The following is a 20,422-nucleotide window of genomic DNA, read 5'->3' on the forward strand; positions in this document are numbered from 1 at the left end:
GAACATGGACATCATGGGAGCTTTCCAGGTTTCCTTCGCCCAGCTGATCGGGCCGTCGGCAATCTTCTACGCACTGTTGGCAATCGGGTTGAACCTGCACTTCGGCTACGCCGGACTGCTCAATTTCGGTCAGATCGGTTTTGCCCTTCTCGGCGGCTACGGCGTCGGCATCATGACCGTGACCTACGACCAGCCGCTCTGGCTCGGCATCCTCGTCGGACTCACCGCAGCCGGGCTCCTCGCGCTCGTGCTCGGTATCCCGACGCTGCGTCTGCGCGCCGACTATCTCGCCATCGTGACCATCGCCGCTTCGGAGATCTTGCGTCTGATCTTCCGCTCGACCGCGTCGGATTCGGTGACCGGTTCCACTAATGGCCTGTTCGGTTTCGCAGACCCGTTCACCGCACTGAGCCCTTTCGACTCGGCCAAGCAGTACTCATTTCTCGGCGTGAAGTTCTACGGAGACGACCTCTGGTCGATGGTCGTGGGGTGGACGCTGGTCTTGATCTTGTGCGGATTTGTCTACCTGTTGACGCACAGTCCGTGGGGGCGCGTCCTCAAGGCGGTTCGCGAAGACGAGGACGCAGCGCGATCGTTGGGCAAGAACGTCTTCGTGTACAAGATGCAGGCGCTGGTTCTCGGCGGCGTGATCGGTGGTCTGGCCGGGGTGTTCAACGCTTTGCAGACCAAGTCCATCAACCCGGACTTCTACTCGACCGCGCAGACGTTCTTCGCGTTCGGCGCACTGATTCTGGGCGGGGCGGCAACGGTATTCGGCCCGGTGGTCGGCGCAATGTTGTTCTGGTTCCTCCTCGCCATCCCTGATGCCTTGCTGCGTCAGGCGATCTCCGGCGAGAATCCGCTGCTCTCGCTGACCGAACAACAGGTCGGGGCCACCAGGTACGTCCTGCTCGGATTGATGATTGCTCTCCTGATGGTCTTCAGACCGCAGGGAATACTGGGTAACAAGCGGGAGGTGCAACTCAATGCTTGACGCCGATACCAGAGCACAGATCTTTGCCGACGTTCCTCACCTTCCCGGATCGGCGAAACCCGACCCGGTGTTGGTCGCTGACAACGTCTCGCGGACGTTCGGCGGTCTCAAGGCCGTCGACGTCGATCACCTCGAGATTCAACGAGGGTGCATCACGGGTCTGATCGGTCCAAACGGTGCCGGAAAAACGACGCTCTTCAACCTCCTTACCGGATTCGACCGGCCGGACACCGGTACGTGGTCGATGGACGGTCAATCGCTGGGCCGCATGTATCCCCACCAGGTAGCCAGGAAAGGAGTGGTACGGACGTTCCAGTTGACCAAGGCGCTCTCCAAACTCACCGTGCTGGACAACGTACGTCTTGGTGCCACCGGCCAACGTGGTGAACGCATTTTTGCATCTCTCGTCCCGTGGATCTGGAAAGGCCAGGAACGCGAGATCACCGAACGCGCCAACGAACTCCTCGCACGATTCAAACTCGACACCAAGGCAGACGACCTCGCCGGTTCACTCTCCGGTGGGCAGCGCAAACTGCTCGAAATGGCTCGCGCACTCATGACCTCGCCCTCGGTGGTGATGCTCGACGAACCGATGGCGGGGGTCAATCCTGCTCTGACGCAAAGCCTGCTCGGACACATCAAGTCATTGCGCGACGACGGAATGACCGTCGTGTTCGTCGAGCACGACATGGACGTGATCCGAGACATCAGCGATTGGGTGGTGGTCATGGCGCAGGGCAGCGTCATCGCCGAATCCACCCCGGACGAACTCTCGTCCAACACAGCCGTCGTCGACGCATATCTGGGCAGCCACCATGACCAGGCCCTCGAGTTCGACGACAACGGAAATCCGGTGGGCGAGACGGCCGTTCTGGCCGCCGCCCTGGCTGAAGCCGAGGTCGAAACCCTCGAGTCGGGCGGGGACCTGTCGGAACCCGACGTCGACAACCTTCCGGCCGATCTCGCCGCGACGCTGGAATCGAGTCCCGAGGAACCGCGCGGAAGGCACGAGAAGCCATGAGCGAGAACCACGCACGTTCACTCACGCCTGCAGAGTTCGCCGCGACGGCCGAGGAACATCAGCGACTGTCGGCAGGTGCCCTGCTCCGCGCCGACAGCCTCGTCGCGGGCTACATTCCCGGCGTCAACATCCTGCGTGAATGCAACTTCTTCCTGAAGGAAGGGGAAATCGTCGGGATCATCGGACCGAACGGCGCAGGCAAATCGACACTCCTGAAATCACTGTTCGGACTGATACCGGTACGCGAAGGGTCGGTCACCCTACGCGAGGACAACATCACGTCTGCGCCCGCTCACGTCCTCGTTCAGAAGGGAGTCGGGTACGTCCCTCAAACGCAGAACGTCTTTCAGACTCTGACCATCGAAGAAAACCTCGAAATGGGCATTTATCTGCGTCCCAAGGCATTCGCGGAACGATTCGCCTTCGTGAGTGAACTATTCCCTCTTCTGAGTGAACGACGAAAGGTGAAGGCCGGCGCACTCTCGGGTGGCGAACGCCAGATGGTCGCGATGGGCCGGGCCCTGATGATGGATCCGTCGGTGCTGCTGCTCGACGAACCGTCCGCGGGCCTGTCCCCCATGTTCCAGGACGAGGTGTTCATCCGCTGCAAGAAGATCAATGCTGCCGGTGTCTCGGTCATCATGGTCGAGCAGAACGCGCGCCGCTGCCTTCAGATCTGCGACCGCGGTTACGTACTCGATCAGGGTAAGAACGCGTACACCGACACCGGCGCCAATCTGATGAACGACCCCAAAGTGATCGAGCTGTACTTGGGAACGCTTGCCGGAAGCAAAGAGAAGTAGGACAGACACGAGAATGGGCCAGGGTCGCGAGACCCTGGCCCATTCTCCTTGGCTGCTTACTTGCCCACCACCACGAATCCTTCTGTGGTCAGGGTGTTCTCAGGGCCGAACTTGAGCTTTCCGTACGAACCGATGGACGGCTCCCCCGAATCGTTGAAGTCCAACTCACCGGTGATGCCGTCGTAGTCGATGTCGGTTCCCGCCTTCACCAACGGCAGGCACTCGACGTAGGACGTGCACTTGGTGCCGCCTTCGGTGACGCTGTTGATGTTGGCCGCGATGTCGGTACCGGCCGTCGACTTCGCCTGCTCGGCAGCGAGCGCTGAGATCACCACCGCGTCGTATGACTCTCCGGCGTAGTTGAAGTCGATCAGAGAGGGGTTCACAGCCTTCAGACGATCCTGGAAGGCAGCTCCGACGTCCGTCAGGGGCGTCGTTCCCTGCATGGTGTCGAGCAACGGCTTCGCCACGGATTCGCCGAGAGCGTTGCCCATGTTGCCGTCGACGCCGTACATCGCCATTCCGTCCGACGGGCCGATGCCCACTTCGTGCATGCGCGTGATGATCTTCGCCGACTCTTCGAAGCCCACCAGTGCCACTGCATCCGGATTGAAGTTCTTGACTTGATCGACTTCGGAGTTGAACGACTGCGCGTTCGGGTCGTAGATGATCTTCTCGATCTGATCGGAGGGGACACCCGAATCGATCAGATTCTTTTCGATGTTGTCCGCCAGACCCGTCCCGTACGGGTCGTTGAGGGCCATGATCGCTACGCGCTGACCACCGTCGTCCGAAATGAGCTGTGCGACGGCCTGAGCCTGCAGTACGTCCGTCGGAGCGGTGCGGAAGTACATGCCCTTGTCGGGGTAGCAGACGAATTGGTCCGAGGTGTTGGCAGGCGAGAACATCACGACGCCTGCGCTGGCGATCTTGTCGATCACCTTGAGCGAAACCGAAGACGACGCGGCGCCGACGATGACCTGAGTGCCTGCAGCCAATTCGCGGTCGACGGTGGTGTTGGCGGTGTCCGTTGTGGTGTCACCCGAATCGCCGGGAATCAGCTGGACCGGTTGGCCGAGAACGCCTCCGGCTGCATTGACGTCGTTGACTCCCAGCTGGGTGCCCGCGACCATCGGCGGCCCGAGGAACGACAAGCTGCCTGTATCGGGAAGAAGCGTGCCGATGCGCAGCGCTTCCGTGGACGGGGTGGCGCCGGCCTTGGCCTGCTCCGGGGTGCAATCAGTCGTGACGGATGTCGTCGCGGCAGAAGCGCCGGACGTAGAGCCACTCGAAGACGAGTCATCCGACTTGTCCGAGCTACAGCCTGCAAGTGCCAGTGATGCCGCGCCGAGAACTGCAGCAGTACGCACAAGTGTTCGTCTAGCCATCCCACGCTCCTAAGATCAGCCGGTGCTCGCGCCACCCGAACTGGCGCTCGCTGTGGGATCAGACGCTAGACCTTGGAACCGTTTCGCGATCCTTCAAGAAAGCCCTGTGACCTGACTGTTATCTGAAGGCGCACAGTGTTTACACGGCTGTAGCGCTGCGCGACGTTTCGACGGTCGACGCAGCCACTCAGTGCAGCCGGATAACCCGGACACTTTGCTCAAGCGTCCGGTTCACCGCCCAGAGTTTCCAGTACGACCTGTGCGACCGCCTTCATCGTGGAGCGCCGATCCATCGCGGCGCGCTGAATCCACTTGAACGCCTCAGGTTCGGTGAGCGCTTGGCGAACCATCAGAACACTCTTGGCTCGCTCGATCAGCTTGCGTGCTTCGAGCCGGTCGGAAAGATCAGCGACCTCACGCTCGAGCGCCGTCACCTCGCGGAAACGACTGACCGCCAATTCGACAGCGGGAACGAGGTCACTGATCGAGAACGGCTTGACCAAGTAAGCCATGGCGCCGGCATCGCGTGCGCGCTCGACCAACTCGCGCTGACTGAACGCTGTGAGAATGACAACAGGAGCGATCCGCTTGGCGGCAATCTCCGAAGCGGCGTCGATGCCGTCTCTCCTGGGCATCTTCACGTCCATGATGACCAGATCAGGCTTGAGCGACTCGGCCAACTCCACCGCGACCTGCCCGTCACCCGCCTCACCGACGACGTCATAGCCCTCTTCGCGGAGCATCTCGACCAGATCCATGCGGATCAACGCTTCGTCTTCAGCGACGACAACACGACGGGGTGCGAGCTGATTGCCTTGCGGCTGCGGCGAATTCATGGCCACCATCCTCCTCCATCGAACCGCCCCGACACGAGACGCGAACGATTAGAGGGTACCGGTGTTTGACATTGAAATCGCATCTTCTAATGTAGTCATCGCAACAAGCCCTCGTATCCCAATTGGCAGAGGAAACGGATTCAAAACCCGTCCAGTGTGAGTTCGAGTCTCACCGAGGGCACAACGAACCGCCTGGTAACAGGAGGTTCTTTGCATTTCTAGACTGTTCGCAACGCTACCGCGCTAACCGCCGGCGAAGTGCGCTGAGCCAGGTCACCCGCGTCAGGCAATTCGAATTATGGAGACACTGCAGAAAATCGCGAAGCTCAATGATCAGATTGAGGCGGTACCCAGCTTCAAAGGTGAGCTGCCAGGGTGGACCACCCATACGAGCACCATACTGTGCCTTATCCTCGGTGCCGAACACACGATCGTGCTTCAGTACAACAGGATTTCCTACTCCCCTGATTTTGCTCCAGCCTCATACTTCTATCCGCAACACGTTCAACTCCGGAGTGGAACGTGGTGCCTCTGAATCGCACCGGAGTTTCCGGAGACTTTGATGTACCCGAGTTTTCCGGAGTTCGTTTGTCTTACTTCAGGCATTGATGCACCCGAGAGGTCCACAAGGCCCCGACGCTATCCACCCGAGTTCCGCCGAAAAGTCCTCGACCTGTTGAAGTCAGGCCGCACCGTCGCCGAGGTCGCCGCAGGTCTCGATGTCACCGAGCAGACGACCTACAGCTGGCCCAATCAGGAGCTCATCGATACCGGACAGAAGCCGGGGCTGAGCTCGATCGAGAGCGCCGAACTCGCCGCCGCCCGTCGTCGTATCGCTGAGTTGGAGACCGAACTCGCCATCGCCAAACGCTCCACCGAGTTACTGAAGTCGGTAGTGCTCCCAAAAGGCGGTTCGAAGCGATCGAAGTGATGGCTAAGGAAGGACTACGCGTCCAGACCTCGTGTCGGATTCTGGAGGTGTCAGAGGACGGCTTCTACGAATAGCGCAATCGCCCACCCTCGGAAGGGTCATTTCGACATGCCTGGCTGACCCAGCTGATCACCGAGGTACACGTGGCATCAAACGGAACCTGCGGTGCCCGCCGGGTCCACGCCGAACTCACCCTTGGTCACGGTATTGCCGTGGGACACGGCTGCATCGAGATGTTGATGAGAGCTGCTGGTGTGAAGGGACTAGCGTGCGCGTCCCAAGCATCAGACTCCGACCGCGAACGATCTCGTGGACCGCAAGTTCACTCGCGACGAGTCGAATAAGCTGTGGGTCACGGATATCACGGAACTTCCCACGCGTGAAGGCAAGGTTTACTACGCCGTTGTCCTGGATACGTTTTCGGGGTGAGTCGTCGGGTGGTCTATCGACAGCTCGCAAACAGCGACATTGGTGCCAAACGCTCTGGGAATGGCCATATTGAATCGAGGCCCGACACCCGGCACACTCATTCACTCGGGCCACGGAGTGCAGTTTACGTCCTGGGCATTCACCCGCCGGGAGCAAGACTCGGTCCTGGCCCCGTCGATGGGATCGATCGGCGATTGCTATGACAACGCCGTGATCGAATCTTTCTGGGGCAGAATGCAAACCGAACTCTTGAATCGGAAGCGATGGAAAACGAGGATCGAACTGGCCAACGCCATGTTCGAGTACCTCGAGATCTTCCACAATCGCCAACGTCGGCACAGTGTGCTCGGGATGCTGACACCGATCGAGTTCGAGAACGTACACTTCACACGTCAACCCGCAGTCTGAAGTCAAATAGGACGACTCCACGAAACTCGGGGCACATCAAAGTCTCCGGAAACTCCGGTGCGAATCAATATGGGGCGGAAGTGACTCGACAGCCTCCAAGTCATCATCACCGATTAACTCTGCATCCCGAACGCCACGCCAGTCCCGACGCAATTCATACGGAACACTCTGCTCTGCAATGCTTTCCGATCTCGTCTCGCCTTCCAGCATTGCTGTCAACAAGTCTTCGAAGGGCTTCGTTCGGACACTTCCGCCGAGTCCGCAGTCTTGGCAAACCCAAGCCCACAAAGCCAACACATCCTTGATAGTCGCAAGCCACACGCTGCTGGGCGGCGCCGGCAGTGCATACCCAGCAACTCCTTCCTGTCCACCGATTGACTGAAACGGCAATGAACAACCGCAACGACGGATGAAGGCCAGTGCGAAGGCGACCGAGCGAAAATCGGCGACCGACAGCGGGCAGCCAAGCGACTACCTATGAGGCGTACAGGACATTTATGGCACTAGCTCGCAGACCGACCTCGCTACCACGACCCGCTCGACCGCGCCAGAGCTGCGATACGTCCAATCTGCCGGATCGAGAGTGAGGAGTTCGCTAAGTTCCGGGATCTAGACACTGCAGACTCGAAGATCTTTCTCCGGCGCACCCCCAATGCGCTCGCCGAGGCGTATCGAGGCCGTGAAGTTCGCCGTGCACAGTTTTCACCGCGGCCGCGGCATCCTCAGCAAACCTCACGGTCCCAATGAGCCAGACTGAACTCAGGTCCAAGGTGAGATTTCCGTTTGAGATCAGCTCGACATTTAAATCACCGAGCTGACCAACCATATCAAGAATGCAGCCGTCGACCGCGGAGCACACATCGGGGACATTCCCCGGCTAGGCGAACTATGGCGACAAGGTGTGTCACCCGCGCTAGCTAGATAAACGGGTCTCGACGAGACGCTGTGTGTCCGGGTCGTATACGAAGTCGACGATCGCACCGGAGGTGATGAGGGCGACCGCTTGGTCGATCACTTTTCGAGGCACGACAAACCACTCCGACGGATCATAATTGCGCCCCTTCTGGTCTACCTGCGTCAGACTGAGCCGCACCTCGGCAAAGACTCGATGCAGCAGGCTCTCCAGGAATGAGGCCCGCATGTTGTATACGCGATATGTTGCCACGACCTCGACCGGCGACATGAGATAGGTCGGCGACTCGTCCGCGTTTTTGATCCGCTTCTGGACCGAGCCGCGGGAGAACCCGATCTTGTGCAGATCGGCGATACCCGAAATCTGAGGGTCATCGCTCTGAGAACGAAGCACGTATATGTATCCGCTGACCTCATCATCTGTGAGGATCTCGGGCTCTCGCAGAGGCTTGACAATCTGCCCGTCTTCATCGCCGAGTCTGATCGCGAGCGACTGACGGTACATCCGCGATTCAGTGCCGTTATCAAAGATGCAGCGCAGCCGCTCACGCTTGTTCTCACGAACTGTCGACTTCTTGTACTCGGTCTCACCGACCTCGGCGATGAACAGCATCACCCCGTTTAGGACGAAAATAGCGCCAGGCTCGATACTCTTCATTCCCGGGTATGGCATCAGCTCGCTCGTCCCGCTGCGAAGCTCCGCGTGCTTCTGTTTGAACAGTGGCTCAAACTCCGCGAAGCCTCTAGCAGGCTTGCGTCTCGCAACGCCCTCGGTCTCAAAACGCTGGCGGCGGGCAGGAAGGCTAGATACATCCAGGATGCCGGTCTCGTCGCCCAGCGGGCCAAGGAGGTCGTCGTCGAGGAGATCGTCGATCGAGCTGGGCGCGGCAGGCATGTCGAGCAACCCAAATTCGTCCAGCGGCTTCAGGGCTTCGTTTTTCCTCTCGTCGGCAAGGATGCCGTCAAGGCGCGCTCCAAGCTTGCGCTCGGAGATCTCCCGAGTTGTCGAGCTGGGTAATCGACCGTGGGCTCGTCGGAACTCCACGACCTCTAGGAACGCCCGTTCAAGCCGATCGCTGGAGGTGAACTTCTGCGGCTTCCCCGGGAGGTCCAGCAGTCCGTCGACGTCAGAGTCGAGCAGTTGCTGAAACGCATCCGCGACTCCACTTTCCGTCGTTGCGTCATCATCCTCGGTCATCAGACGTTCTCGTTCTCACTCACTTGTGTTTCAGCAATGCGCTGCTGCTTGAGTCGTTGGAGGAAGAGCAGAGCCCCGGCGTAGCGTTTCTCGGTGGGATCTTCGGAACGCACGTTCGGTCGCCGTCCGTTGACCTTCACCCAGTTCTGAATCTTCGGAAACAGTGCAAGCGCCTCTTCTTCGCTGATATCAATCCGGGTGGCGGTGATCGCGTCGGAGATGATCTTCAGTACTGGTGATGTTACCGACTTCGACATCACCTCGAACGCCCGTTGGAAGGGATTTATCGTGTCGATCAGATTGATGTTCACGTCGTCGATGTTGACGAATGTATCGGCCATTTTGATGAACCTCTTATCGCCGACTTCGCGAACCTCGCCGTTCTTGATCACCGAATCCACCACGACCTGCTGCCGAATCTCCTCGACCTGCTCGTCATCGAGGTCAGGGTAGCGTTCGCGAATAATCTTCGGAATCAACACCTTGTTCGTCGTCTCCGGATTGACGCCGCCGGCCGCGGCCTTGGCGAACGTCTCGTCCTGCAAGATGTTGGCCTTTAGATCATTCAGGTCGGTTTCGACGATCTGTTTGACCCGCTCACTCGACGGCTCCCTGAATCCCTTGATCTTAATCGTCCCTGGCTCCGGGGAATCGTCGTTGCCGCGTTTGGCTTTAAAATTGAAGTTCGGCGCCAACACCTGCTCCATTAGCAACGACGCAGTGATCGCCTTAAGCATATTATTCACCGATACCGTCACCTCGCCTCGCTCGGCATCCGGTTCGGCTAAGAGGTTGGTGAACTGGGCATGCGTCTTGCCTGGACTATCGCGGGTGACACGGCCGGTTATCTGAATAATCTCGGTCAACGATGCCCGATAGCCGACGGTCAGGGCGTGCTCGGCGAACGGCCAGTCGAATCCTTCCTTGGCCATCCCCAGCGCAATAATAATGTCCACGGCACCGCGCTCTCTGGCCCCGACGGTCGACAAATAGTGCAGGGTATCGGAGCGCGCCTTTTGGTCGGAGTCGTCGACCAGGTCCGCCACCCGCAGCACTTGCCCAGTGTCCGTGCGACGAATGCGGATGATCCCGGTATCGGGCTCGGTATCGATCACGTCGCCGATGGTGTCGATGATGAACCCGACTTCCTCCATTTTGTCCTTGGTCGATTCTCCCGAGTTCACGTTCGGGATATGCACGATCGTCTTCTTGTCCAGATCCAGCACCTCGCCGATCGCATCGGTGTAGCGGCCATGATAAAAATGATGACCGATCCCGAGTGACTTCAGATACTGGTAGCCATTGAGCTGGTCGTAGTAGTTGAACGTCACCGGCGTGAACTGTGCCTCGTCCGCGGCCGAGAGTACCGGCACCGAGTCCCCGCGGAAGTATGACCCAGTCATAGCCACTATGTGAGCATCCGAGCCGGCCATCACCTCCTTCAGCAACGCACCCAACCGGCTGGCCTCCGTATCGGCCGACACATGGTGAAACTCGTCGATCGCCAGCACGGTTCCGTTGAACGCGTCGGGGGTAAGACGCTCAAACGCAAACCTCAGCGTCGCATGCGTGCATACCAAGATCGCATCGGCAGTGCGCAGGAAGTCGATAAAGGCATCGACCTTGCCCGCCGATGACCCCGGCGTGCACAGATTGCGCTCCGGCTTGACCTCCCAGTCCGCAAAGAAGCCATGCGAGGTTAGCTTCGCCGAGGAGAACGAGGCCCCGATCGAACGTTCAGGCACCGCGACGATCACCTTCTTGCGGCCCTGGTTATACAACTTATCGAGACCCACGAACATCAGCGCCCGGGACTTGCCCGACGCTGGCGGAGCCTTGATCAGTAAATGCTGCATGTCCCGCTTGGAGAACACCCGCTGCTGCATCTCCCGCATGCCCAATGCATCAGTGTTCACCGACGCCCCGGTCTGGGCGTAGGTCACATCGACGACGTTCACGGTGCTACTCACCTCTTACTCCCCTTCGCCGTCTCGGCCGCCCGCTCCTCGGCCGTCATCGCCTCATACATAGCGAAAAGGTCCGACAATCGCTCCTCATCTGTTTCGTAGCCGCGTTTGGAGTAGATCGAGTCCACCAACACGTCGACCCCCGCGTGCACAGCCCGCAGATCATCAGGCATCCTGTCAGGATCATAGAGTTCGGCCAACGTCTTCTCGCAGTGATACTCACGAACATCCAGAACCCGTATCGCCGCCACGGTCAACTGCTCTTTCATTGCCTCGGACAGCGACGGAATCGGGAAGTTGTTATAGACAATCGTGTTCGAGTATCGATAGTCGGTCTTCAGCTTGCCGCCGACAGCTCGCGCCCACACCATATGCATCCGCGATGTCAGCAAAGCGAACAACCACGGCTCCGAGCCATACACCGCAAAGGCCGCGTCAGAGACAACCGTGTCCGGCCCGAGATAACCCATCGGGATGTACTCACGCCGCTCCGACGACACCCTCGGAACGATTATCGAATCCGTGGGCTTGTAGCTGATTTGGACGAAACGATGGGGCACGGCTGCGTATGCAGCGGTACTCGAAGCCTTACTGCCCGCCCTCTCCAAAGATACGCGGTCAAGTCTCGCCATGATAGAAGGGATTGACCGAGCCGCTGGCGCAGCACTCTCACTAATCCATAGGCAGTACCGTTGCCCATCGTTAATAAGCTCCGAAGATCCCATATATCGCTTCACAAACTGATAGCTGCGAGGGTCCGCCTCGACCATTTGGTTAAGCTCAGGTTCCGATAGAATTAGGCCGCCTCCATCTCTCGGCATCGAGCCGAAAACCATTGCAGGACGAGGCAAACCAAGCGGAGAATTGCGACGCTCGATAAATACGTCAGGCCCATCAGCCAGATATCCGTTGACGTTCTTCGCAGCGATTCGAAGGTCGTCGGTGTATATGTACTTCGGTCCCGGACGTACGACGCGCAGGCCGATTACGGAAACAGTGACGCCTGCATTGCGTCTGGCGTTGTTTTCCCACTTGAATGAGGTGTAGGCGAAGCTGATCTCGATTCCTCTGTCGAAGATCATCGGGAACATAAGTCCGACATGTTCGCCTTGCGCAACTGAGTTGGTCGTGACAAAGGCGAGCTCGGCGGCTGTCCCTTCGATGTAACCCGCGCCTTTCACAAACCACAGTCCGATGTAGTCGAGGTTTTTCGAATAGAGACGATCACCGAAGACATGTTTGTAGTCGTCCTTCTGATCCTTTGTCTGAGTCTTCGCTCCAGCGTAGGGCGGATTACTGATCAGGTAGATCTCCGAGCGGCCGTCGTTGGGACAAACCGCTTTCCAGTCGATACGTGCAGCGTTGCCCGAGTGAATCTGACCGGTTTCTTTGAGCGGGATTAGCGGGATCTCGACCCCGAACTTCTCCTTGAATTCACGGTTCATCTGATGTTTGGCGATCCATAGTGAGAGGATCGCAACCTCGACTGCGAAGTCGTCGAGCTCGATGCCGTAGAAACTCTCGATGTTCACCTTTGATACCGCGTACAGGACCTGGTACTTGGGACTCAGTTCTGCAAGTCGTTCAAGGATCGCGTGTTCCAGTCGACGCAGTTCCTTATAGGCGATGACCAGAAAGTTACCCGAACCGCAGGCTGGGTCGAATACCTTGATCTCAGCGATCCGCTCAAGCAGTTTCTGCAGCTTGGTGACACTACTGAAACCACCGTCGAACTCTGCTTTGAGACCGTCGAGGACCAGTGGCTCGATCGTCTTGAGGATATTTGGCACCGACGTGTAATGCTGTCCAAGATCTGCCCGTTTTCCGGGGGTGACGATCGCCTGGAACATCGACCCGAAAATGTCAGGATTGATCTCACTCCAGTCCAGCGACCCCAGATTCAACAGCAGCCCGCGGGCATGCTTGGTGAACTCCGGCGCGACATGTTGCTCCGAGACCTCGAACAGCCGGCCGTTCACATACGGGAACGCCGACAGGTAGCTCGCTTTCTCCTCGGGCCCCTCGGTGTCAAGTGCGTTGAATAGGTCGGTCAGGAAATCGGCGACGTCGGAGCCGTCCGACTGAGTGTGCGACCCCACAGCCGTGGTGAACTGGCCGTCGCCGAAGATCCCCGTATCTTCGGCGAAGAAGCAAAACAGCAGCCGAGTAAAGAACACATTCAGCGCGTGCCGACCATGAGGACGGTCAATAAGGTTGGGGTTCGCCGTCAACAGCTCATCGAACAGCTTGCCCATCCGCTCGGCAGCCTTGACGTCGGCATGCGCCTCGGATGTGTACTGCGCCTTCTCCATCCCCGCCCAGGGAAGGAAGTAGGTGAAGTGCTTGCTGATGTCCTGTATCGGGATCATCAGGTTCTCGCCGGTCTTCATGTCCACCGCGACGAGCTCGTCGTAGTCGGTGACAATCACGAACCTCGGGTTATACCGAATCACAGATGGTGAGGTCCGCAGTTCCTCGATGTCGGCGAGGGGCTCTCGATCGGTCTCCCGGAAGTAAACGACGTTCTTCTGTGCCACCTCGTGGTCGGGATCGGAGGCGACGTTGAGCGACCCGTTACTGAGGCGCGTGACGTTACCCTTGGGCTTGCCGTAGGCAAGGAGCAAATCGAAGATGAAATCACGGTCGTACAACTCGCGCTTTCCGACCAGCGCAACCCGCTCTTCGATCGCCTTCAAATTGAGTCTCGCCATCGCACCTCGCTCGCTCGTCCGCCCTGACTGACTTCCATCCTAGTAAGCATCCTGAAATGCGATCGCCGCCAGTAGGCGTTCCCAGACCTGTACACGGGCGCTGACGGATCAACCTGCCCCACCTCGTGGGTATCACTTGGTGTGTCCCGTCACGTGACCTACCCCCGTCATGAGGGTGGTGCGAGCAAAGGATAGTTGAGATTCGATCAGCGAAAGGCAACCCAAGCGCGGAGTGTCGCCTGCACCCGTGTGGTAGATCTGGATTCCGCCGAAGATTGCCTCGGCCGTTTCTGCGGCGGCCACCCTTGCCGAGCACCAACCACCTCAGACCGATTCGACTAGAAGGCGAAGTACTCATGTTAAAGCAGATGATGATTGGACAGCCCGGATCCGGGCGAGGCCCGGTTACCAATGTCGACGGCATCATCGAGTTGGTGCGCGCTGGGGCTTCGAAGTTCGATTCCGCTATCGCATATGTAACCGACAGCGGTGTCGATGCGTTGATCGAGGCGATAGGCACAGGGAGGGTAGAGCTCGAGTGGACGCAGTTGGCTAAGCGGTTCTTGGTAAGCATCGATTGGTACCGCTCGGACCCTACCGCCTTACAGCGACTTGCTTCGCTGCCAAACTGTTCAGTCCGGGTCCACGACGGTGAACGGGTCGTTAACAGGAGTGGTTGCGTTCCGTTTGTTCCTTGGCATCCGAAATGGTTCTCAGTCCAAGGGAATGCCACGAGAGGCATTCTTGTCGGTTCGGGAAACCTGTCGCGGAACGGGATCAAGTACGGCCACGAAGCAGGGTGCCTGCAGATCATAAAGAATCCGTCGAGCAGAGCTGAAAAGAGTGCTGATGCGGCGATTCACGACGGACAGCGGTGGTTCGATAAAATGTGGAAGCAGGCCACGCCACTGGACGACATCGCTGTGAAGTATCACAACCTCTATGCCGCCCTACCTAAAGTACGCCTGCCTCGAAATGACGACATTTCTGCAGAATCCGAGCGGGTCGGAAAAAGTCGCGCACTTGACATGGACAAGCTTGCAGCACTGACATCTGGGACAAATTTGTGGATTGAAAGTGGTCGCCTCACTCAAAATCGCGGGCCTGGGCGAGAGGGCAACCAACTCATGATGTCAGCCTTTACCCGAGTATACTTCGGTTTCCGCGCGGCTGAGGTCCCCCAAAACACCGCGATCGGATCGGTCACGATCGAGAATTCGACCGATCGTCGAACCACCTCGAGCGCTCCCATCAGATTTAGCGACAACTCCATGGACGTAATCACTTTGCCGGTTCCAGAATCCCCCTGGCCGTCCTCTTACGGTGATCAAGTCCTTCACTTTGAGAAGATTAGCCGCGGAAAAGAACTGCACTTCGTCCTCACAGTGCACGCCGAGCCGAATGCAAGTACTTGGCTCAAAAAGTGGGAGAATCAAGACACAAGTTACACAATGACAAGCGGTCGAAGGTGGGGAGTCTTTGGATAAGCGGCAATTTCTGGGAATTTTCCGCCTGGGGTCGCGGGGTTTCGGTGCTCATGAGAATGACAGCACGAAGACTACGACCATGCCTACCACCTCCGGTGGCGTGGGACCGGGATCCCCGACCCGAGTTCGACTCGTCCTTCCCCTCTCCGCTGGAGCGACGACGTGCGGCACAAACGAATTTAGCCTCCATTAGCCCACGGGGTGATGCCGTGGTCCACCTCAGACCGCGGCAAGCAGGTTGACCATTAACTACCTGAAACAGATTGATGCCCAGTTATTGGCCTTGAGGAATCAGCACAGTTCACAGCCAGCGTCGCCGCGTTGCACAGCGCCGCAAACCCGTCCAGTGTGAGTTCGAGTCTCACCGAGGGCACCACCTGCCGCAGCTGGCCGCACCGCAAGGTTTCGGCATTCGGCTGTACCCCAGATCGACCGCCGTTAGATTCGATCCATGAACGGTCACCGGCTGATTGCTCTGCTCGGAGCCATATCTGTTTTCGCGCTGCTCCCCGGATGTCAGACTGACGACCAATCCGACACTGCCGGCGAATCCAACACTGCCGGCGAATCTTCCACCCAGACCGTCCTCGATGCTGCAACACAGACAGGCACCCTTCAGGTCGGCACTCCCCCGATCGATGCCCCACCAACCGAGATCTCCACGCTTGCTCCGTTCCCGAACGACAGGGAGATCCCTTCACCGAATCCGCGCGTCGACGTGACCGAGATCGACGTGACCGAGATCGACGTGACCGATCACGACGGTTTCACCCGAATCACCTACCGATTCGACGGAAATGGATCAGTGTTCTGGAAAACCGAATATGTCAGCGAAGCAATCCGAGCGGGTGACAGCACAGTCGTGGACGTCGGAAGTCGATCGATACTTCAAGTCGACCTGATGGGAGTCCAATCGGATTCGTCGCTCAACTCCGTATCTCACGAGGGCGAAAACATCACGCGCATAGACAGTGCAGCCAGGAACAGTGCGATCCTGCAGTCGTTTGTCGGCACGGTCGACATCCGTCCGGCATACACCGTATCGACATCCGATTCACCGTCCCAGTTGACGATCGACATCCCCAAGGCAGACAGCTGACTGTCGAATACCCAATTGCGCGCTCAGCTCAGCCATTCCAGCGCAGCGGTGCTCGACGCGGTAATTCGGTTATCGCGGGGCGGATGAATACTCCGTCTCGAAACCGAGGTCTCACAATCGATCCGAGGCGATTGCGGGGTCCGGTTCAACACGACTGTCATGATTCTCACTGCATGCCCGAACTTCCGCTGCTCGAACTGCTGCTGCCAGTGTTTGTTCCAGCAGGACTGCCACCGTCATGGGGCCGACGCCACCCGGCACCGGTGTGATCGCACCGGCATGTGGGAGCGCAGCGGCGTACTCCACATCTCCGACGTTGCCCTCGTTGTACCCCGCATCGATCACCACTGCCCCAGGCTTGATCCACGTCCCTTTGATCAGTTCCGGAACACCGACGGCCGCGATGACGACGTCTGCCGAGGCGACGTGTGCGGCCAGGTCGACGGTGCGCGAATGGCAGTATGTCACCGTTGCGCCTCGACGCAGGAGGAGCATTCCCATAGGCAATCCGAGTATCGGGCTTCGGCCGACCACGACGGCATGCTTTCCGGAGAGTTCGACGCCTGTGGCGTCGAGGAGGCGCAGGATGCCACTCGGTGTACATGATTCGAATCCCCCACCGGTCAACGCCATTGCCGCGAACGCTGCCGAGGTAACGCCGTCAACGTCTTTGTCGGCCGAGACGGCATCGAACGCGGCCCGTTCGTCGATGTGGCCTGGCACCGGGTGTTGCAACAGTATGCCGTCGATCGAAGGGTCCGCCGACAACGCTCTCAGCACGTCGACCAGTTCTTCGGTGGTTGTACTCACCGGGAGTTCGACCGTCCGCGACGTCATTCCGACGGCGACAGATCGTTTGGCCTTCATCTGTACATACGCCTTCGAGGCCGGGTCCGCTCCCACGATGACGGCGGCCAGGCAAGGAACGTGCCCCGCCTCATCACGAAACTGCCTGGTGCGCACTGACAGGTCCGCGAGCGCAGCATCGGCAATTGCGCGTCCGTCGATTATTCGAGCGGCCACGTTCTGGCTGGGCAGATTTTCGGTAGACAGATTTTCGGTGGGCCGATTCTCGATAGACATGGATCCCCTTCACACAAGATGTGTGAAGCACCCAGGCGGTCGATGCCTCGCGATGTGCACTCCCCGGTGGTAATTCCCACCCGCGCCAGTCGTGCGTGGTCAGCGTACCGCGCGTTTGTCTCACTGCCACGAAACGCATCCAGAACGCCGCTCTCAAAACGAGACAAATCGACATAACCTATCAATAGGTAACGATCTGACCTGCAGTTATTCCATCCTAAGCAATTAGATGGCACGATGGGGGCAACCGCACGGGCACCAAGCATTGGAGGCACCGATGGACAACGGCAAGATAAACCTGACCTATGACGGTCGGGTGTCACTGAGCTTCCAACTGGCAATTCCGCACGCACCGGACAAGGTCTGGAAAGTGATAACGGAACGCGAGTACCTCGACGCCTGGTTCCCGGCGGACGTCGATTTCAACCTCACTCCCGGCGCGGATCTGCTGTTCAAGGTGACCCCGGAACAAGTCGAGCGATTCGGACTGCCAGCAGATCACGTGACGCGCGGGACGGTCATCAGTGTCCACCCGCACCGAATTCTCGAATTCCTCTGGGACGCAGATACTCTGCATTGGGAACTGGCACCGGACGGCACCGGCGGTTGCTGGCTGACCCTCACCCACACGATGGAAGACGAAGAGTCCGCGTACGCCCACGCTGCCGGCTGGCACGCGGGCTTGGAAGTTGTTGCGGCCCAACTCGATGGACGCGAAGTCGACTGGTCTCCGTGGGACCGCGCCGACGAACTCTCACCGCAATATCGCAAGTCTGCTTGATTCTGGGCCCGAGTTCAGTCTCGGGCCCGCATCTCATTCCCCTTTGCGCGGGAAATGCCTGATCATTCCTTCTTGGACCACCGTCGCCAACAGCAGTCCTTCCACCGAGAAGTACCGTCCGGTTGCCAGACCGCGCGAACCTGCGGCGACCGGCGATTCGGTGGCGTACAGAACCCAGTCGGTGAACCGGAACGGGCGATGGAACCAGATCGAATGATTGACCGTCGCCGCGACGATACGATCATGACCCCAGGACAAACCATGAGTGGTCAGAATCGAATCGAGCACGGTGGTGTCGGACGAATATGCCAGCGTCGCAGCGTGAATGAGCGAATCGTCCGGCAGATCACCGTCGGGGCGCATCCATACCCGATTGTGGTTGAGTTTCTCGCCGGTGCCCTTGAGGATCCACGCCGGATCGTTGGCGTACCGCATGTCGATCGGCTTGAGCGCCGCACTGAAATGCGGCAGTTTCTCCTCGTACCCCACCAGATGATCGCCGATGGGAGGCAACGACTCCGGAAGTGGAACATCCGGGATCTCGACAGCATGGTCGAGCCCCTTGCCGGAGTCCTGGAACGCCGCGAGCATCACGAACAATTCGTTCTCACCCTGATAGGCAGTCACCTGACGGTTGGCGAACGCCCGCCCGTCGCGATGACGATCCACCCGATACTCGATGGGCGCCTTGACATCTCCGCCGCGAATGAAATGGGCATTCACCGCATGGATGGGGCGATCACCGTCGACGGTCCGCCCGGCGGCCATCAGTGCCTGAGACACCAACTGACCGCCGAACGTCCGCGAGCCTACCTGTTTCGGGTGGTATCCACGGAACGCGTCTTCACCGATCTGCTCCAGATCCAACAGACCGAGGAGAGTACCGAGGTCGGTGGACGCGTTCGCGTGGGTCACTCAGTGGTCCTCTTCGCCGATACGGTGGACGTGAATGAGGTTGGTGGAACCGACAGTTCCCGGAGGGGATCCGGCAACGATGACCACGAGGTCGCCCTTGACGTACCGCCCGAGGGAGAGCAACGCACTGTCCACCTGACGCACCATCTCGTCGGTGGTGGCCACCGCATCGACCAGGAACGTCTCAGTTCCCCACGTCAGCGTCAGCTGACTGCGCACCGCGGGCAGCGGTGTGAAGGCGAGCAACGGCAGCGGCGTGTGCAGACGAGCCAGTCGACGCACCGTGTCACCGGACTGAGTGAACGCAACCAAGGCCTTGGCGTCGAGACGTTCGCCGATGTCGCGTGCTGCGTACGAGATGACACCGCGCTTGGTGCGCGGGACGTGGGTCAACGGTGGGACACGGGTTGATTCGTTCTCGACGGCCTCGACGATGCGGGCCATGGTGCGAACGGTTTCCATGACGTACTTGCCCACCGAAGTCTCGCCCGAGAGCATGACTGCGTCGGCGCCGTCGAGAACGGCGTTGGCGACATCGGATGCCTCTGCGCGAGTGGGACGTGAGTTCTCGATCATCGACTCGAGCATCTGCGTCGCGACGATGACCGGCTTCGCGTTCTCACGAGCAATCTGGATTGCGCGCTTCTGAACGAGCGGGACCTGCTCGAGCGGCAACTCGACACCGAGGTCACCGCGGGCGACCATGACGGCATCGAACGCGAGCACGATGGCTTCGAGATTGTCGATGGCCTCGGGCTTCTCGAGCTTCGCGATGACGGGAACGCGGCGCCCGACTCGATCCATGATGGCGTGAACCAATTCGACGTCCGCCGGTGAGCGAACGAAGGAGAGTGCAATGAAGTCGACACCCAGCTTGAGAGCGAACTCGAGGTCGGCGATGTCCTTGCCCGACAGGGCTGGAACGGAGACGTTCATACCGGGCAGTGAGAGGCCCTTGTTGTTGCTGACCGGACCGCCTTCGGTGACCCGACAGACGACGTCGTTGCCGTCGATGGACGTGACGACCAGGCCGACCTTTCCGTCGTCGACCAGCAGTCGATCGCCGGCCTTGGCGTCGCGCGCCAATTCCTTGTACGTGGTCCCGACGCGATCGTGCGTTCCCTCGACGTCGTCGACGGTGATACGAACCTCTTCACCGTTGGCCCAGGTGGTCCGCTCGTCCTTGAATCGGCCGAGGCGAATCTTGGGCCCCTGAAGGTCGGCGAGAACACCGACGGCCTTTCCGGTGGCGTCCGACGCGGCGCGGACGCGAATGTAGTTTTCTTCGTGATCGGCATGCTCGCCGTGGCTGAAGTTGAGGCGCGCCACGTCCATGCCGCTCTCCACGAGCTCACGGATGCGGTCGCCAGAAGCTGTCGCAGGTCCAAGTGTGCATACAATTTTTGTCCGTCGGTTCACGGCTCGAGCCTAGTCGCTACCCCACCGCACTTCTATCCGG

Annotated in this window: 15 protein-coding genes, 1 tRNA gene and 1 pseudogene; 8 read left to right on the forward strand and 9 right to left on the reverse strand. The window is 59.2% G+C overall.

Annotated elements, in window-relative coordinates:
- Window positions 1-4 precede the first annotated feature (4 nt).
- Genes ABH939_RS12990 through ABH939_RS13000 form a run of 3 tightly spaced genes read left to right on the forward strand, consistent with a single transcriptional unit; the run spans window position 5 to window position 2,818 of the window.
- Complete coding sequence (locus ABH939_RS12990) at window positions 5-994, forward strand: branched-chain amino acid ABC transporter permease (protein WP_003944088.1); 990 nt, start codon at window positions 5-7, stop codon at window positions 992-994.
- The gene (locus tag ABH939_RS12995) at window positions 987-2,015 is read left to right on the forward strand and encodes an ABC transporter ATP-binding protein (RefSeq protein ID WP_029255470.1); all 1,029 of its coding nucleotides are present in this window, start codon (window positions 987-989) and stop codon (window positions 2,013-2,015) included. The genes ABH939_RS12990 and ABH939_RS12995 overlap by 8 nt, the downstream gene beginning before the upstream one ends.
- A complete protein-coding gene (locus tag ABH939_RS13000) occupies window positions 2,012-2,818 on the forward strand; it encodes an ABC transporter ATP-binding protein (protein ID WP_007728720.1) in 807 nt (268 codons plus the stop codon). The genes ABH939_RS12995 and ABH939_RS13000 overlap by 4 nt, the downstream gene beginning before the upstream one ends.
- A gap of 56 nt (window positions 2,819-2,874) precedes the next feature.
- On the opposite strand, the gene ABH939_RS13005 is transcribed toward ABH939_RS13000, so the two are convergent.
- Both ABH939_RS13005 and ABH939_RS13010 read right to left on the reverse strand, forming a co-directional pair.
- Window positions 2,875-4,206, reverse strand: coding sequence for an ABC transporter substrate-binding protein (locus tag ABH939_RS13005; RefSeq protein WP_003944031.1), 1,332 nt, complete (start codon window positions 4,204-4,206; stop codon window positions 2,875-2,877).
- A gap of 218 nt (window positions 4,207-4,424) precedes the next feature.
- Complete coding sequence (locus ABH939_RS13010) at window positions 4,425-5,042, reverse strand: ANTAR domain-containing response regulator (RefSeq protein WP_003944029.1); 618 nt, start codon at window positions 5,040-5,042, stop codon at window positions 4,425-4,427.
- 107 nt (window positions 5,043-5,149) lie between these two features.
- Here ABH939_RS13010 and ABH939_RS13015 point away from each other — a divergent pair.
- Together ABH939_RS13015 and ABH939_RS13020 are read left to right on the forward strand one after the other, a co-directional pair.
- A tRNA-Leu gene (locus tag ABH939_RS13015) sits at window positions 5,150-5,223 on the forward strand.
- Between the two features lie 423 nt (window positions 5,224-5,646).
- Window positions 5,647-6,810 (forward strand): annotated as a pseudogene (locus ABH939_RS13020) (IS3 family transposase).
- A 913-nt stretch (window positions 6,811-7,723) separates the two neighbouring features.
- On the opposite strand, the gene ABH939_RS13025 reads toward ABH939_RS13020, so the two are convergent.
- From ABH939_RS13025 to ABH939_RS13040, 4 genes are all read right to left on the reverse strand, one after another.
- Window positions 7,724-8,920 carry a GIY-YIG nuclease family protein gene (locus ABH939_RS13025; protein ID WP_404649687.1) on the reverse strand — a complete coding sequence of 399 codons (1,197 nt, stop codon included), beginning with the start codon at window positions 8,918-8,920 and terminating at the stop codon, window positions 7,724-7,726.
- The gene (locus ABH939_RS13030) at window positions 8,920-10,890 is read right to left on the reverse strand and encodes a DEAD/DEAH box helicase (protein WP_404649688.1); all 1,971 of its coding nucleotides are present in this window, start codon (window positions 10,888-10,890) and stop codon (window positions 8,920-8,922) included. The genes ABH939_RS13025 and ABH939_RS13030 overlap by 1 nt, the downstream gene beginning before the upstream one ends.
- Window positions 10,887-13,598 carry a DNA methyltransferase gene (locus tag ABH939_RS13035; RefSeq protein ID WP_404649689.1) on the reverse strand — a complete coding sequence of 904 codons (2,712 nt, stop codon included), beginning with the start codon at window positions 13,596-13,598 and terminating at the stop codon, window positions 10,887-10,889. Before ABH939_RS13035 ends, ABH939_RS13030 begins: the two co-directional genes overlap by 4 nt.
- Window positions 13,599-13,730: 132 nt before the next feature.
- Complete coding sequence (locus ABH939_RS13040) at window positions 13,731-13,901, reverse strand: hypothetical protein (RefSeq protein ID WP_404649690.1); 171 nt, start codon at window positions 13,899-13,901, stop codon at window positions 13,731-13,733.
- Window positions 13,902-13,954: 53 nt separating this feature from the next.
- Here ABH939_RS13040 and ABH939_RS13045 point away from each other — a divergent pair, with 53 nt between their 5' ends.
- The gene (locus ABH939_RS13045) at window positions 13,955-15,085 is read left to right on the forward strand and encodes a hypothetical protein (protein WP_404649691.1); all 1,131 of its coding nucleotides are present in this window, start codon (window positions 13,955-13,957) and stop codon (window positions 15,083-15,085) included.
- Between the two features lie 451 nt (window positions 15,086-15,536).
- A complete protein-coding gene (locus ABH939_RS13050) occupies window positions 15,537-16,184 on the forward strand; it encodes a hypothetical protein (RefSeq protein ID WP_404649692.1) in 648 nt (215 codons plus the stop codon).
- 111 nt (window positions 16,185-16,295) lie between these two features.
- Here the strand turns inward: ABH939_RS13050 and ABH939_RS13055 are convergent, their stop codons facing one another.
- Complete coding sequence (locus tag ABH939_RS13055; protein ID WP_404649693.1) at window positions 16,296-17,267, reverse strand: bifunctional 5,10-methylenetetrahydrofolate dehydrogenase/5,10-methenyltetrahydrofolate cyclohydrolase; 972 nt, start codon at window positions 17,265-17,267, stop codon at window positions 16,296-16,298.
- A gap of 277 nt (window positions 17,268-17,544) precedes the next feature.
- On the opposite strand from ABH939_RS13055, the gene ABH939_RS13060 reads away from it, so the two are divergent.
- Window positions 17,545-18,048 carry an SRPBCC domain-containing protein gene (locus ABH939_RS13060; protein ID WP_003944006.1) on the forward strand — a complete coding sequence of 168 codons (504 nt, stop codon included), beginning with the start codon at window positions 17,545-17,547 and terminating at the stop codon, window positions 18,046-18,048.
- Between the two features lie 33 nt (window positions 18,049-18,081).
- Here the strand turns inward: ABH939_RS13060 and ABH939_RS13065 are convergent, their stop codons facing one another.
- On the reverse strand, window positions 18,082-18,963 hold the full coding sequence (locus ABH939_RS13065; protein ID WP_003944096.1) for an acyl-CoA thioesterase II: 882 nt from the start codon (window positions 18,961-18,963) through the stop codon (window positions 18,082-18,084).
- On the reverse strand, window positions 18,964-20,382 hold the full coding sequence (pyk, locus tag ABH939_RS13070) for a pyruvate kinase (protein ID WP_003944038.1): 1,419 nt from the start codon (window positions 20,380-20,382) through the stop codon (window positions 18,964-18,966).
- Window positions 20,383-20,422: the final 40 nt, after the last annotated feature.

The organism is Rhodococcus sp. 27YEA6 (assembly GCF_044908235.1).
GTDB lineage: Bacteria > Actinomycetota > Actinomycetes > Mycobacteriales > Mycobacteriaceae > Rhodococcus_F > Rhodococcus_F qingshengii.

Coding starts and splice junctions, on each gene's coding strand:
- ABH939_RS13055 (WP_404649693.1), bottom strand. CDS start 17,267: ATGTCTATCGAGAATCGGCCCACCGAAAATCTGTCTACCGAAAATCTG.
- ABH939_RS13000 (WP_007728720.1), top strand. CDS start 2,012: ATGAGCGAGAACCACGCACGTTCACTCACGCCTGCAGAGTTCGCCGCG.
- ABH939_RS13010 (WP_003944029.1), bottom strand. CDS start 5,042: ATGAATTCGCCGCAGCCGCAAGGCAATCAGCTCGCACCCCGTCGTGTT.
- ABH939_RS13025 (WP_404649687.1), bottom strand. CDS start 8,920: ATGACCGAGGATGATGACGCAACGACGGAAAGTGGAGTCGCGGATGCG.
- ABH939_RS13035 (WP_404649689.1), bottom strand. CDS start 13,598: ATGGCGAGACTCAATTTGAAGGCGATCGAAGAGCGGGTTGCGCTGGTC.
- ABH939_RS12995 (WP_029255470.1), top strand. CDS start 987: ATGCTTGACGCCGATACCAGAGCACAGATCTTTGCCGACGTTCCTCAC.
- ABH939_RS12990 (WP_003944088.1), top strand. CDS start 5: ATGGACATCATGGGAGCTTTCCAGGTTTCCTTCGCCCAGCTGATCGGG.
- ABH939_RS13045 (WP_404649691.1), top strand. CDS start 13,955: ATGTTAAAGCAGATGATGATTGGACAGCCCGGATCCGGGCGAGGCCCG.
- ABH939_RS13005 (WP_003944031.1), bottom strand. CDS start 4,206: ATGGCTAGACGAACACTTGTGCGTACTGCTGCAGTTCTCGGCGCGGCA.
- ABH939_RS13060 (WP_003944006.1), top strand. CDS start 17,545: ATGGACAACGGCAAGATAAACCTGACCTATGACGGTCGGGTGTCACTG.
- ABH939_RS13050 (WP_404649692.1), top strand. CDS start 15,537: ATGAACGGTCACCGGCTGATTGCTCTGCTCGGAGCCATATCTGTTTTC.